The 14,133-nt window shown below is 54.7% G+C and carries 15 protein-coding genes; 13 read left to right on the top strand and 2 right to left on the bottom strand.

Annotation, left to right across the window (positions count from 1 at the left end; translation table 11 throughout):
* Positions 1–6: 6 nt before the first annotated feature.
* On the bottom strand, positions 7–378 hold the full coding sequence (arsD, locus tag CEE69_RS18820; protein ID WP_099262189.1) for an arsenite efflux transporter metallochaperone ArsD: 372 nt from the start codon (positions 376–378) through the stop codon (positions 7–9).
* A 464-nt stretch (positions 379–842) separates the two neighbouring features.
* On the opposite strand from arsD, the gene CEE69_RS18810 reads away from it, so the two are divergent.
* From CEE69_RS18810 to cydB, 12 genes are all read left to right on the top strand, one after another.
* Positions 843–1,190: an ArsR/SmtB family transcription factor gene (locus CEE69_RS18810; RefSeq protein ID WP_099262143.1), complete on the top strand. Its 348-nt coding sequence runs from the start codon at positions 843–845 to the stop codon at positions 1,188–1,190.
* 104 nt (positions 1,191–1,294) lie between these two features.
* Entirely contained in the window at positions 1,295–1,840 is a 546-nt protein-coding gene (locus CEE69_RS18805) for a rhodanese-like domain-containing protein (RefSeq protein WP_099262142.1), read from the top strand.
* A complete protein-coding gene (locus tag CEE69_RS18800; protein ID WP_099262141.1) occupies positions 1,828–2,652 on the top strand; it encodes a sulfite exporter TauE/SafE family protein in 825 nt (274 codons plus the stop codon). Before CEE69_RS18805 ends, CEE69_RS18800 begins: the two co-directional genes overlap by 13 nt.
* Before the next feature lie 31 nt (positions 2,653–2,683).
* Positions 2,684–4,114, top strand: a complete 1,431-nt coding sequence (locus CEE69_RS18795) for an MBL fold metallo-hydrolase (protein WP_099262140.1) — start codon at positions 2,684–2,686, stop codon at positions 4,112–4,114.
* Positions 4,115–4,326: 212 nt separating this feature from the next.
* Positions 4,327–4,485: a DUF1641 domain-containing protein gene (locus CEE69_RS33690; RefSeq protein WP_099262188.1), complete on the top strand. Its 159-nt coding sequence runs from the start codon at positions 4,327–4,329 to the stop codon at positions 4,483–4,485.
* A gap of 11 nt (positions 4,486–4,496) precedes the next feature.
* On the top strand, positions 4,497–5,114 hold the full coding sequence (locus tag CEE69_RS18785; RefSeq protein ID WP_233215383.1) for an NAD(P)/FAD-dependent oxidoreductase: 618 nt from the start codon (positions 4,497–4,499) through the stop codon (positions 5,112–5,114).
* A 96-nt stretch (positions 5,115–5,210) separates the two neighbouring features.
* Complete coding sequence (locus tag CEE69_RS18780; RefSeq protein WP_099262139.1) at positions 5,211–5,753, top strand: rhodanese-like domain-containing protein; 543 nt, start codon at positions 5,211–5,213, stop codon at positions 5,751–5,753.
* The gene (locus CEE69_RS18775; RefSeq protein ID WP_099262138.1) at positions 5,753–6,928 is read left to right on the top strand and encodes an FAD-dependent oxidoreductase; all 1,176 of its coding nucleotides are present in this window, start codon (positions 5,753–5,755) and stop codon (positions 6,926–6,928) included. The genes CEE69_RS18780 and CEE69_RS18775 overlap by 1 nt, the downstream gene beginning before the upstream one ends.
* Positions 6,925–7,665 (top strand): class I SAM-dependent methyltransferase, encoded by a 741-nt coding sequence (locus CEE69_RS18770; RefSeq protein ID WP_233215382.1) that lies wholly within the window; start codon positions 6,925–6,927, stop codon positions 7,663–7,665. The genes CEE69_RS18775 and CEE69_RS18770 overlap by 4 nt, the downstream gene beginning before the upstream one ends.
* Before the next feature lie 67 nt (positions 7,666–7,732).
* Positions 7,733–8,554: a c-type cytochrome gene (locus CEE69_RS18765; protein WP_099262137.1), complete on the top strand. Its 822-nt coding sequence runs from the start codon at positions 7,733–7,735 to the stop codon at positions 8,552–8,554.
* The gene (locus tag CEE69_RS18760) at positions 8,551–10,026 is read left to right on the top strand and encodes a cytochrome ubiquinol oxidase subunit I (protein ID WP_099262136.1); all 1,476 of its coding nucleotides are present in this window, start codon (positions 8,551–8,553) and stop codon (positions 10,024–10,026) included. The genes CEE69_RS18765 and CEE69_RS18760 overlap by 4 nt, the downstream gene beginning before the upstream one ends.
* Complete coding sequence (gene cydB, locus CEE69_RS18755; protein ID WP_099262135.1) at positions 10,023–11,051, top strand: cytochrome d ubiquinol oxidase subunit II; 1,029 nt, start codon at positions 10,023–10,025, stop codon at positions 11,049–11,051. Before CEE69_RS18760 ends, cydB begins: the two co-directional genes overlap by 4 nt.
* 61 nt (positions 11,052–11,112) lie before the next feature.
* On the opposite strand, the gene CEE69_RS18750 is transcribed toward cydB, so the two are convergent.
* A complete protein-coding gene (locus tag CEE69_RS18750) occupies positions 11,113–12,651 on the bottom strand; it encodes a cytochrome P450 (protein ID WP_099262134.1) in 1,539 nt (512 codons plus the stop codon).
* 193 nt (positions 12,652–12,844) lie between these two features.
* Here CEE69_RS18750 and CEE69_RS18745 point away from each other — a divergent pair, with 193 nt between their 5' ends.
* A complete protein-coding gene (locus CEE69_RS18745; protein ID WP_099262131.1) occupies positions 12,845–14,119 on the top strand; it encodes an SGNH/GDSL hydrolase family protein in 1,275 nt (424 codons plus the stop codon).
* Positions 14,120–14,133 lie beyond the last annotated feature (14 nt).

Genomic DNA, 14,133 nt, shown 5'->3' with positions numbered 1-14,133 from the left:
ATCTGCTTAGCAACAGCCACTTGTTCCGCAGCAGTCGTCACCTGGTTTTGCAACCGGCAACAATTGCTTGGGTGCAGTTCCTTCCATCCATCCGGCGAAATCTTCGCGGGTTGGATAGGTGGCTTGGCTGACGATTTCTCCGTCGACAAGAACAACCGGCAAGCAGTCCGTTCCGGTGGTGCTCAACAGTTGATGAACCAACTTGTTCTCAATGAAGGCCTGAGGCTGCTGCGCGAGGTTGAAACGATCCACTTGATGGCCTTGCCCTTTGATCCAATCGAGATCCGCCGCGAACTTTGGTAGCACGGGATCGACATCGGGACCGCAGACGCCGGTCGAGCAGCACATTGGCTTGTCATAAACTTGAACGTTCTTCATCGTTTTCATCTCCGAAAGAGTTGATCTATCAAAAAGGAACTTGGCTGGAACGACGTGGCCTCGGCTCCGCTCAGCAGTGTGCTTACTCACGAACCATCGCAAATCGCCGAAACACGATCAGTCGCTACAAAATTTTTCGAGTGTCCACGGCTCTCCATGGCGAGACACACCGAATTGGCGGTGGAGCCTGTCTTGCCAACCAAACACCCTATCGTCGATCAACGATACGCCGCTGCACTTTTTCTGTCAATTCGATTCTTCACGATCAAGTTCAAATGGGCGGCGCAACCCGGGCTTTCCGTTTGACCTGCGATCACCAAGCAAAACACGCAGGGCGACGAACGGTGGCCATCGAAGCTCGCATGAATCGGTCGATCCGAAGCAATGCTGCAGATTTCCAAGAAAACCTCCATTGACATGTCGCGATGTTCCGATATCTTGACATAACGTTCAATGGAGAAAACATGTCAACAAAAACAACTTTGAAAAAGGCTTCGAAATCGCCTGGCAAACCGCCCGGTCGCGTGGAGGACTTTGCCGACGCGGCGGAGTGCTTGAGAACGATCGCGCATCCCGTCCGTCTGCGGATCGTGCAGCTTTTGTTGCACGGCAGGTACACGGTCGGTGAATTAGCAGCCGATTGTGAAATTCAAGACAACGTGGGTTCGGAACACTTGCGACTGCTTCAGCGATGTGGCTTTCTCACCAGCGAACGAGACGGTCGGCGGGTTTACTACAGCGTCGCGGAGCCCCACCTAGAGAATCTGATGGATTGCATCGAAGGACGGTTCTTGCCAAACGTACAAAAGTGACGCAGCGGCCGGGCCCTTTTTTTGGATCGACACATCGTCGCATCGCGATATTTAGAACACTCGATACTTACGAACCTACTAAGCAACAGAAAACGGACAATTCAATGCAAACGATTGATGTGAAACAACTCGCCCAGAAGCAAGCCGCCGGTGGCGTCGACTTGATTGACGTCCGTATGCCGACCGAGTACCGCGAGGTCCACGCTGTTGGAGCGGTCAACGTGCCGCTCGATTCGCTGGATCCGAAATCCGTCGCAGCATCCATGGGCGGGGACTCGGCAAAGCCGATCCATGTGATCTGCAAAAGCGGCGGTCGGTCGAGCAAAGCGACGCAAAAGTTTCTCGACGCGGGAGTCACCCATGTAGTCAACGTCGATGGCGGAACAAACGCTTGGATCAACGCCGGTTTGCCAGTCGTGCGTGGCAAGAAGGCTATCTCGCTTGAACGACAAGTTCGAATCCTGGCTGGGTTCTTGGCACTGCTGGGTTCGGTGTTGGGTTACTTCGTTCACCCATACTTCTTCGCGCTATCTGGTTTCATTGGTGCGGGCCTGATGTTCGCTGGGATCACGGACACGTGCGGCATGGGCATGATGCTATCCAAAATGCCTTGGAATCAATGCGGAGATTCAGGGTCATGTTCGGTCTAGCAATCCTGTTTGGCGGCATCGTCGGATTTGCACTCGGCTTGACCGGTGGCGGCGGCGGTGTATTCGCGGTCCCGTTGTTGGTCTACGGACTGGCGGTGGCGCCACGCGAAGCCGTCGGAATTTCACTGGCATCCGTGGGCGGTACCGCTCTGTTCGGCGCGGTACCGCGACTGATCCGAGGGGAAGTTGAACTGCGAACAGGTTTGTTGTTTGCCGTCGCTGGAATGCTCGGTGCCCCTTTGGGTTCTTACCTGTCAACATTGGTTCCCGAACATGTGCTGCTGATGATGTTCGCGATCTTGATGCTGGTTGTTGCACAACGAATGTGGGCGAAGACAAAAAACCCAAAACTCCCCAGCGGTGTTTGCAACACCGAATCACAGTCGAGCCGCGATCGGAGTGCTTGCCAGCGTGATGAAGACGGAACGCTTCGCCTGACCTCCAAATGCGCTCGGTTATTGGTCTTGGTCGGACTGATGACCGGTGTGCTCTCGGGAATGTTCGGCGTCGGCGGCGGATTCGTCATTGTGCCCGCATTGGTTTTGTTCAGCGGCATGGCAATCCATCAAGCCGTCGCGACGTCGTTGTTCGTGATCGTGCTTGTCAGCATCAGCGGCGTGACGTCGCACTTGGTCAACGGCAACGAACTGTCGCTGGAGACAACGCTGCAATTCTTGCTGGGAGGTTTTGCAGGAATGTGGCTTGGTGGCATCGTTTCCAAGCGTCTGAAAGGCCCCACCCTTCAAAAGATATTTTCGGTCGCCGTCGTGATGGTGGCGGCTTTTGTAATCGTTCAATCGGTCGTTTCTTAGTCTCACCTTCGTTCCAAAGGGGAACCCAACCATGTTGCTCAAATACTTCTACGATCAAAAACTCGCCCACGCGTCATACCTGGTTGGATGCCAGCGTGCCAACGTCGCAGTGATTGTTGACCCGGGCCGAGACATCGACCAATACATCGAGATGGCTCAGCGTGAAGGAATGAAGATCACAGCAGTCGCGGAAACACATATTCACGCGGACTATGTTTCCGGAGCTCGCGAATTGGCTGACCGTGTGGGAGCCAAGCTTTATGTCTCTGACGAAGGGCCCGCGGAATGGAAATACCTGTATTTGGACGGATACGATCATCAGCTGGTCCATGACGGCGACCACTTCTTGATCGGCAACCTCAAATTCGATGTGCTCCATACCCCGGGACACACGCCTGAAAGCATTTCGTTTTTGCTGACGGACCAAGGTGGCGGAGCCGATGAGCCCATGGGGATTTTCACCGGCGACTTCGTCTTTGTCGGTTCCATCGGTCGCCCGGACTTGCTCGAAGAAGCCGCCGGTTTGCAAGGGACCGCGGAGCCGGGAGCTCGGGATTTGTTTCATTCCGCCGAACGATTCAAGTCGATGCCCGAGTACTTGCAGGTTTGGCCCGCCCACGGAGCAGGCAGTGCTTGTGGCAAAGGCCTGGGCGCGATTCCGTCCTCCACCGTCGGGTACGAAAAGCGGTTTAACCCAGCGTTGCAATTCAACGACGAAGAACAATTCGTCAAATACATCCTGGCTGATCAGCCGGAGGCTCCCAAGTACTTCGCGGTGATGAAACGCGTCAACAAAGAAGGCCCGAAGATTCTGGGGGCAGGCCACCATCATTCGATGCTGGATGTCGCGAAACTCTCAGCAGCGGTCGATTCGGGAACGGTCATCGACCTCACCCCGGCTCCTGAGTTCGCGAAAGGTCACGTTCCTGGATCCATCAACATTCCAATTGGCATGTTGGCGGCATGGGCGGGCTGGTTGGTCGACTATGACCGACCGACGCATTTGATTTGCAAGCCAGAACAACTGGAAGAAGCGGCTCGCGTTCTGCACAAGATCGGTGTCGAAGAAATCGTTGGCGCATTCGACACCGACGATGTGCGCAATTCTGGGTTGGCAAACGAAGTCTACCCGACCGGAACACCAGCGGACTTGTCGTACGCCATCGAATCAGAAGATGTCCAGCTGATCGATGTGCGATCGAGTGATGAATGGAACGAGGGCCACATCGAACAGGCAAAACACCTTTTTCTGGGTCGCCTGCCCAAAACCATCGAGCAACTGCCGAGTGACAAGAAAATCGTTGTTCAGTGCCGTAGCGGCGCCCGTTCGGCGATCGCGGCCAGTGTGTTGCAAGCGTGTGGGATCAAGGATGTCATCAACCTCACCGGTGGCTACACCGCTTGGAAGTCGGAAGGGCTGCCGAGTGTCAAACCAACGCCCGCGATGAGCGGCCACGCTTGAATGAGTTGATCTTTCTTTAGTTCCCTCTTGTTTGGCTGATCCATTCATGAACTCCACGGCAGAACGACCTCCACTCGCGGAACGTTTGAGTGACCCGCAAACGTCCGAGTCCCTTCACCGCTTGCTGGATAGGGCCGAGTCACTCGACCAGATATTGCAAACGGTCGGTGAGATCCCACATCTGATCGCGATCGCAACGGACTTTTTCGACGCTGCCCAAACGTGTCGGCCTGTTTGGTCTGCTCAGCGCAATCCGCGACCCGAATACACAGCGAGCTCTGTCATTCGGTCTTCAGTTCGCGAAGTGCTTTGGTGGCGAACTCGATCGCGAGCACGTGACTCCCTCCTCCAATCAAACTCCATCTTCCTGAGGTCAACCCAAATGACTCATCATCAAATTGTCATCGTTGGCGGCGGAACGGCAGGTATCACGGTCGCGGCCCGGTTGCGAAACGCCGATCCAAAGCTTGACATCGCCATCATCGAGCCGTCCGAGAAGCATTACTATCAACCACTTTGGACGTTGGTTGGCGGTGGCATGTTCTCCCCCGAAGATTCGGGCCGCGACGAAGCGGACTTGATTCCATATGGCGTCCAATGGATCAAAGATCGGGTCCAGACATTCGCCCCCACTGACAATCAGATCTCGACGCTGGGTGGAGAAACGATTGCGTATGACTACTTGATCGTTGCTCCGGGGATTCAGATCAATTGGGACCAAGTCAAAGGACTCAAGGAATCTGTTGGCACCGATGGAGTCTGCAGCAACTATTCGATCGACACCGTTGCCAGCACTTGGAAGTTCATTCGTGAACTCAAGCAGGGCGTCGCCTTGTTCACGCAACCCGCTGGTGCAGTGAAGTGTGGCGGCGCCCCCCCAAAAGATCTGCTACCTCGCCGAGGATCATTTTCGCCGCAGTGGCGTTCGCGACGACATCGAAGCCATCTTCATGGCATACTTCGCGGCCGCATTGAAGCGCAAGCACGAAACCTCCGCTGAAATCGATCATTGAGCTTTCGATCTACGACCAGACAACCACGGTTGCGATGATCTGCCACAGCTTTTTATTCACCAATCATCTTCTATAGTTTAAATATGCCTTCACCTAAAAAGTTCGGTCTCGTCGCCGTTGCTCTTTCGGTTGCAATGTTCTCTACATGCAACCACGCCTCCGCCCAGTTTGGCGGGCTGTTTTCTGGTGGCGCGGAAATCGAGACCATTGACACGAAAGCTCTCAATGAGCTGCTTACCAAGCAGAAGAAGCTGGTTGATCGAGCAGAACAAAACTCGTTGCCAGCCCCCAAGCCAAACTTCGTGTTGGTCGACGTGCGGTCAGAAAAGGAGGTCAACGTCTCGGTCATACCGGGGGCCATCACCAAATCAATGTACGAAAAAGACGACGCTCGCTATCAAGGAAAACTCGTGATCGCCTATTGCACCGTCGGCGGTCGCAGCGGTGCGTATGCAAAACAATTGACCAGGAAAGGTGTGAAGGTACAAAACTACAAGGGAAGTATCCTCAAGTGGGTCGATGCTGGCCTTCCGTTGGTCACGCTCGACGGACGACCGACCAACCGGGTTCATACCTACAGTGATCGATATCGGATCCCGGACAAGTACGAACAGGTGACCGAGTAGTGGCAAACAAGAGCATCGTTCTGTTGGGGATCGGCCACACGAATGCACACATCATTCACCAGTGGGAAAAACATCCCATTGAAGGTTGCGACTTGACATGCATCAGCAATTTCCCGACCGCAACCTATTCGGGGATGCTGCCAGGAACCCTCGGCGGACAATTTCACGATGACGAAATGCGAATCGAACTGTCGGCATTGTGTAACCGTGCTGGTGCAAAACTGATTCTGGCGGATACGAACGGGCTCGATCTAGAAACTGGAACGGTGAAGTTCCAAGACCATGACGACCTCGCGTTTGATGCTCTGTCGATCGGTGTCGGCTCCATGCCAGCGGGCTGGCAAACACATGCGAACTCTGGATCGCTCGTACCAATCAAACCGATGCAGACATTTCTCGCTCGGCTTGAGAAACGAATGGATCGCGTCATGGATTCAGCCAAACCGGCTGCTGCCCAAGGCTCGATTGATAAGCCTCCTGTCATCCGAGCCGTGATCGTCGGCGGAGGCGTTGCCAGTGTCGAGATTGCTTTGTGTCTGCAGCAACAACTTGCAAAGCAGGATCAACCTCGTGAGTTCTCCATCGAGATCATCACCAGCAGCGACAATGTGGCCGATGGCATGAAGTCGCAGAGCGTCCGTCGCATCGAACAGATACTTCGTTCACGGGGTATTCTTGTGACGACCGGGCAACGAGTGACGGTGGTCGGCAACCATTTTGTCGAAACAGAATCGGGCCAACGCCATGAAGCTGACATCGTGATTTGGGCGACGGGTGCATCGGCCCCTGAAGTGCTCAGCAAACTGGGGTTGCAGACGGACGACCGTGGTTTCATCGCCACTTCACCCACGCTGCAATCCCTCACGGACGCACGAATTTTCGCGGCTGGCGATTCGGGGACGGTCCTTGAGTCACCCGCCCCCAAAGCCGGTGTGTACGCCGTTCGACAAAGCCCCATCCTGTGGAACAACCTCAAGGCGTTTTTATCGGGCGGATTGATGGAGACGTTTCGACCACAATCCGATTTCCTCAAACTACTGAACACCGGAGATGGGAAGGCTTTCCTGGAGTACGGCCCTTTCTCATTTCATGCCAGATGGTGCTGGCGGCTGAAAACATGGATCGACAAACGATTCGTTTCTGAGTTCCAAACTGACTACGAGGCCATTCAATGACCAAACGGAAACCACTTCTCTTGCTTGCGATCGTGATCGCTGCTGCTATCTCGATGAACGAGAACGGCTGTGCCCAGGAACCGCAGCTGGCTGAACCGACAAAGCCTCAGGTGCCGGATGGCATCAATGACAAATTCAAAGATCCCAAGTTGAATGTCGATGAATGGCTGGAACGCTTCGAAGTGGAAAGCCGCGAGGTGTTTGGGGCTCGTGAAGAAGTCCTCAAAGCCTGCGCAATCCAACCTGGCGAACGCATCGCCGACGTGGGAGCCGGCACCGGTTTTTATAGCCGCCTGTTTGCGAAGAAGACCGGCTGGGACGGCTGGGTCTACAGCGTGGACATCGCTCCTAATTTCTTGCAACACATCGCAGCCAGAGCAACTGCGGACGGCATTGAAAATCTCACGACTGTTTTAGGAACAGATGTTTCCATTCGCTTGCCGCCTGAGTCGGTTGACATGGTTTTCATCTGTGACACCTATCACCACTTCGAAAGCCCACAACAGTCGCTCGCATCGATTTACCGTGCTCTCAAACCCGGTGGTCGACTGATCCTGATTGACTTTGAACGCATTCCCGGTGTGACTCGTGAATTCTTGCTCGGCCATGTTCGCGCGGGCAAAGACGTTTTCCAAAACGAGGTCATCGCATCGGGATTTCAGTTCACGGACGAAGTCGAGATTGAGTCCTTCGAGGAAAACTACTTGCTGCGGTTCAAGAAGCCCGGTGGCCATTGAGCAAGTAACGATCGATCAGTGGCAAACCTGATCTCGAAATGCCTGCTTCCTCACCAAAGTCAACTCAATGATCGACGCACTCAAAATCGATTTGGGCGACACAATGAACCGGACGGCCGCTGGTCGCTTTGCCATTCGCTGCATCGGTATTTTTCTGTTCACAACGCTTGCCGGACAACCGCTTGCCGTTGAAACCGCGTTTGCTCAACAAACCTATCCCCCTGGTGCACTCGGTGACGTCGTACGGTTGGGTGAGACATTGGTCAACGAGACGAACGAGCATCCATTGACGAAGCCGTTTGTTGGCAATTCATTGAAGTGCACGTCTTGCCACTTGGACGCTGGTCGTCATGAGAAGGCAGGATCGTTCATTGGCGTTGCTGCAGCTTACCCGGCTTACTCGCCGCGAGAACATAGCGTGATCACCCTGGAAGATCGCATTTTGAACTGCTTCATCCGCAGCCAAAATGGCACGCGTCCCACGAATGGTTCGAAAGTCCCTGTGGCCATCGCCGCCTACATCACTTGGTTGTCGCAGGGCACACCGCTGAGGATGAATCCCGCCAAGCCACTGGGTCCGAAGCACATGGCGATTCTGCAGTCGCCTCCCGCTGCACCGAGCGTCAAACGTGGTGAGCTGCTCTATCAAGAACGCTGTTCTTCGTGCCATGCCAACGATGGTATCGGAACCGATGACGGCCCACCGGTTTGGGGCGACCTGTCCTTCAACGATGGCGCGGGTCTGGCGGGTGTGCCCAAGATGGCGTCATGGTTGAAAGTCGCCATGCCGCTTGATGACACGGACCTTTCCGACCAGGAAGCGTTCGACATTGCTGCCTACGTCAATTCACATACCCGTCCCAAGTTTGTGGCAAAGCCAAACCCATGATGGATGTCGAGATACTGAGCCGGTTGCAGTTTGCTGGGACAATTATGTTCCACTACTTGTTCCCGCCGTTGTCGATCGGACTTGGTCTGCAGTTGTTCCTTTGCGAACTGTCCTACTATCGAACTCGCAACCCTGCTTGGGAAGCAGCCGCTAGGTTTTGGACCCGCGTCTTCGCGGTCAATTTTGCGATGGGGGTGGCGACCGGAATTGTGATGGAGTTCGAGTTCGGGACGAACTGGGCCGCCTACTCACGATTCGTAGGCGATGTGTTCGGATCGGCTTTGGCAGCGGAAGGCATCTTCGCATTCTTTCTGGAAAGCGGATTCTTGGCAGTGTTGGTGTTCGGCTGGGATCGAGTCGGCCCCAAAATGCACCTGTTCAGCACACTGATGGTGTTCCTAGGTTCGATGTTCAGTGCGGTATGGATCGTTGTTGCAAACAGTTGGCAACAAACTCCCGCTGGCTATCACATTGTCTGGCAGGACGTCCAAGGCGAAATGACGCCGCGAGCTGAAGTGACCAGTTTCTGGGGCATGGTTCTCAATCCCTCGTCGGTTGATCGATTGACGCATACGCTGATCGGTGCCCTTGTTCTGGGAGCCTTCTTTGTGGCCTCGGTTTGCTCCTACTATTTGTTGAAGAATCGACATCATGAGGTCGCACGTCGATGCTTGTCGATCGCGTTGCCTTCCGCTTTGCTCTTCACTGTCTTGGCTGCCGTAACGGGTCATGACTCAGCACAGAAACTGGTGGAAACCCAGCCCGCAAAGCTCGCCGCGATGGAAGCTCACTTTCACACCAGTGACGAACCCACTGGCCTGACCCTCTTTGGTTGGCCTGACACCGAAAACGAAACCATTCACTTCAGTATCAAGCTGCCTTACCTACTGAGTTTGATGGTCTACAACGACCCAACCGTGCCCGTTCCGGGGATGGATCAGATTCCGGAAGACGAGCGTCCACCCGTCTGGCTGCCGTTCCAAACATTTCATCTGATGGTTGGGCTTGGCACGATGATGATCGGAATCGCGGGGCTGGCGTGTTGGTCTTGGTATCGAAAAACCTATGAACAAAAACGCTGGTTGCTTTGGGCGGTCGTCTTCATGCCACTCGCGGCGATGACGGCCAATCAGGCCGGATGGATTACCGCGGAAGTTGGCAGGCAACCTTGGATCGTTTACCCATCAGTTCAAGATGGCGTGGAAATGATGGGGCTGAAGACGGCGGACGGCCTGAGTGAATCAGTGACCGCCCAGCAAGTGCTCAGCTCAATCATCTTGTTCGGCATCATCTATTCGCTGCTGTTCGCAGTTTGGGTGTTTGTCCTCAACAACAAGATCCAGCACGGCCCCGAAAGCGGTGAAGAACTCACCGAATACAAACGAAAACTCAAAGCCGACTCGATGTCTGAGAAATTTGGGCAGAGCGGTAAATCTCACGGCGGCGACATGTTGGAAGAAGGTGTGCGATGAACTACGAACTGCTCACCTTCATCTGGTTCGTATTGCTCGGCGTGCTGTTGACTGGGTATGCGATCCTGGACGGCTTTGATCTTGGCGTCGGTATTTTGCATCCTTTCATCGCGAAAGACGACCGTGAACGTCGCTTGGTGATGAACTCGATCGGTCCGTTGTGGGACGGCAACGAAGTTTGGTTGGTCACGTTCGGCGGTGCTTTGTTTGCGGCATTCCCGGTTGCCTACGCAACCGTGTTCAGCAGTTTCTACACCGCGTTCTTTCTTCTACTGACCTGTTTGATTGGCCGAGCCGTCAGTCTGGAATTCCGCTCCAAAGTTCACACCCCCGCCTGGCGAAAGTTTTGGGACATCGGGTTCTTTCTGTCATCGTTCACCGCAGCGTTCCTGCTTGGCGTGGCCGGAGGCAACGTGATGGCGGGAATGGAACTTGGACCCAAGTATCTGTACGAAGGCAACCTTCTCAGCCAAGTCTATTGGTACCCGCTGTTGGTTGGCTGTTTGACGGCGTCGCTGTTCGCGCTGCATGGAGCGATTTACCTGTATCTGAAAACAGAACATGAACTGCAGGCTCGAGCCCGCCGCTTCATCACAAAACTGTTCTATCTGTTTGCTGGCTTGTACGTCGTCGTCAGCTTCGCAACCTTCCTGCACGTTCCACACGCGACGGAGAACATCGCCAATTATCCAATTCTTTGGATTGTCCCCGTGCTGAACGCCCTGGCCGTGCTCAACATTCCACGGGCGATGCACCTCGGAAAACCTGGCTACGCGTTCTTCACGTCTTCCATGGTGATCGCAGCTTTCGCAACCCTCTTCAGCGTCGCGATCTTTCCCAACTTCATGCTGTCCACCCTCGATCCGGCTTACAGCGTCACTCTCGAAAACGCTCGCAGCAGCCGAGGAACGTTGCAAACGATGCTCATCATCGCTGTCATTGGCATGCCCTGCGTGCTCAGCTACACCGTGATCATCTACTGGATTTTCCGAGGCAAGACCAAACTCGATTCCAACAGCTACTGAGCCTCCCGTCCGACCTCACTGAAGATGCCAGAACAGGACATTGGAACTTCCCGAGACTGCATCAGCGGAGTGACATACTTACACGAGTCCCATCGGCGGGTTTGGTGGAGACGCCCGCACGAGCTGGATTTTCTTCTGCGTCGGCCCAGAAACGGAACGTTTTCACGAGCGCCCCGACAGTCAATCCCACCTCGAGTTCGCCGAGGTGTTTGCCAGGACAAACTCTCGGTCCGTGCCCGAACCCGAAGTGCAGCGTGTCCTTTGTTGCCCGACCCGACTCGGCAAGAATTCGCCAGCGATCGGGTTCAAACACGTTCGCCGGATAGCCGGACACCTCCACGCCCCAGTGGTCCTCATGACGATTGGCATGCCACACGTCCAGTAACAAATGGGTGCCCCAGGGAATGAACATTTTCCGACCGTCGGCCGACTTCACCCAGGTATCGGCGGTGGCTCGTCGCGGCAAAAAGTACAACGAAGGTGTCAACCGCAATGTCTCGTCCAGCACCGCTCGCAGGTATTTCGCCCCCGCCAAGATCTCCGGTGTGTAAACATCGATGTCCTTCACTTCTTCGAAGACTTTCTCTTGCGCGTCGGGATGACGCGCCAAATGAGAGATCGCCCAAGTCGCGTAGGACGTCGTCGCCTCCAAAGCACCCGCCAAGAAGACCTTGAGGTTGCTGATCAACTTCGCATCGGGTGCATCTGACTTGAATTGCTTCCACAAAGCTTTCTTCTCGCCGCGTGGAGCCAAAATTCTCTGCGTCAATTCCTCGAACGTGGCATCATCTGCTTTCGCTCGAACAATCCGATCGCTCAAGCTCGGAAACTTCCGCCATGGAACCCCGAGTCGGTTCTTCACCGTGTCTGAGACAATATGGTCGATCACACGCTCCAAAGCAGGAACATACTTTTCACGCAGCTCTTCATAGCTGATTTCGGCACCAAAAAAGTTGTTGGTCAGCATTTCCAGCATCACCACCTTGACCTCGGGTTCCAACGGAATGTCCACGGTCTCTTGACCACTGGCCGCTAGATGCTGTCGCAGCACATCGATCCGTCCGCGAACCGTTTCTCGAAAGGTGTCGGCGAACTCGCAAAACTGTTCCGGTTGAAACAAGGTCGTTTTGCCGAATGGACAGGCCGCGATTTTCCGCTGTTTTTTCCACTCCGCTCCGTTGGCGTATAGCAACGTATCGGTGCCGGTCGCTCGAGCAATGCCGACCGAGGGAAGCGTGTCTCGATCGAATTGCCCCTCTCGGTCTCCAGTCGCCGTCGCGATGGCTCGGATCATGCCCGGATCACGAGTCACCAAAACAGGTGCAAACCCGGGAACATCGAGGTACCGATTGTGGCGGCCCGGACCTTGTTCGTCGTCAGCTTTCCAAAAGTACGTTTCGAGAATTCGAACTGGATCTTCGAAATTCCAGCGGTGCGGAAACGGCTGGGTGGGCCGGCCCGATCTCGGATCAAACAAACGCACGCGTGACGGCATGCAATCCCCGTCAAACGGACTGATTGACAAGAACTGCTTTGGCAATCGCGAAAGACGTCGATAGCCAGGAAGGTGATCTTTCAAGTTGCTCGTTCCGTTCTGCATGAATTAGCTTCCTTCCTCAACCTATCGAAACCAAACTGCGGTCCGAACCGAAAACCCAAATCACCTCGCAATCGCAGTTACAATCGCGATTCCCACCGGCAAAGCTCGCTCACGCACCCCGCAGGATTGTAGCACCAGCGACGGCCATCAATCTCTCCCACCCCAAACGCCTCCCTCTCACCGATCTCCATTCATGCATCGACCCTCAAGCACGCTTTGCTGTCTGATCTTTTGTTTGTTCACCTCGCATCAAGCTCACGGCGAGTTTGAACTTCGAGATGCGGTGGAATGTCATCCTCGCGCCGGACTGCCTCGTTTCACCGCCAAGGTCGAATCAGGCGAAACCGTTCGCGTTGCCTATCTCGGCGGCAGCATCACTGCCGCACCGGGTTGGCGGATCCAGTCGCGCCAGTGGCTGCAACAGCAATACCCAGCGGCAACCATCGAAGAAATTCATGCGGCGATTGGTGGCACCGGGTCAGGCCTCGGTGTGTTTCGTCTTCAGCGTGATGCGTTGCAACACGATCCGGATTTGTTGTTTGTGGAATTCGCTGTCAACGATGGCGGAACCTCCCCCGAACGCATCCATCAATCCATGGAAGGGATCGTGCGTCAAACCTGGGCCGCGAATCCGAACACTGACATTTGCTTTGTCTACACACTGACGCAGCAGATGCTGTCTGATTTGCAATCCGGCAAGATGCCTCGTGCGGCCAGTGCCATGGAAATGTTGGCCGACCACTATTCGATTCCCTCCATCCACTTTGGCGTCGAAGTCGCACGCTTGGAAGCCGCTGGCAAACTTGTTTTCAAAGCACCCAAGCCTGCGGACATGAACGCGGAACCAATGGTCTTCTCAAGCGACGGGGTTCACCCACACGTCGAAACCGGACACCGCGTCTACACCGAAACGATTGCACGATCATGGCCGAAGATCATCGATGCAAACCAAACCACACAGCCGCATTCGCTTGGAAAGCCACTCCGAGATGACAACTGGGAACAAGCCAAGATGGTCGCCATTGAGCCCGAGATGTTAAGCGGGGACTGGACCAAACTCCCCTCGGATCATTCGTTGGCCAAGCGTTTTCAACGGAACATGCCCGAACTCTATCAAGCCAACGGCCCTGGTGCCAGCTTGGAGTTCACTTTCGAAGGAACCAACGCGGGAGTGTTCGACATCCTTGGCCCGGATGGTGGCGAAGTGCGTGTCCAAATCGACGGGAATGAATTCACTCGCAATCGAATTGATGGTTATTGCACCTACCACCGAATGGCAACACTGAAAGTTGGCGCGGAATTGGAACCGGGACAACACACCGTCAAAATTGAATTGACGCCCACACAACTGGACAAGCGAGAGATTCTCTTTGAACGAAACCAAGCGGATTTCGATGCGAAGCCCGAAAAGTACCAAGACCAAACATGGTACGCCTCATCACTAATGCTGATCGGCGACTTGAAGTGAGTGGTGCCCCGCTG

It is taken from the genome of Rhodopirellula bahusiensis (genome assembly GCF_002727185.1).
GTDB lineage: Bacteria > Planctomycetota > Planctomycetia > Pirellulales > Pirellulaceae > Rhodopirellula > Rhodopirellula bahusiensis.
The sequence above is the reverse complement of the archived record's forward strand: the minus strand, read 5'-3'. Positions and strand labels throughout refer to the sequence as shown.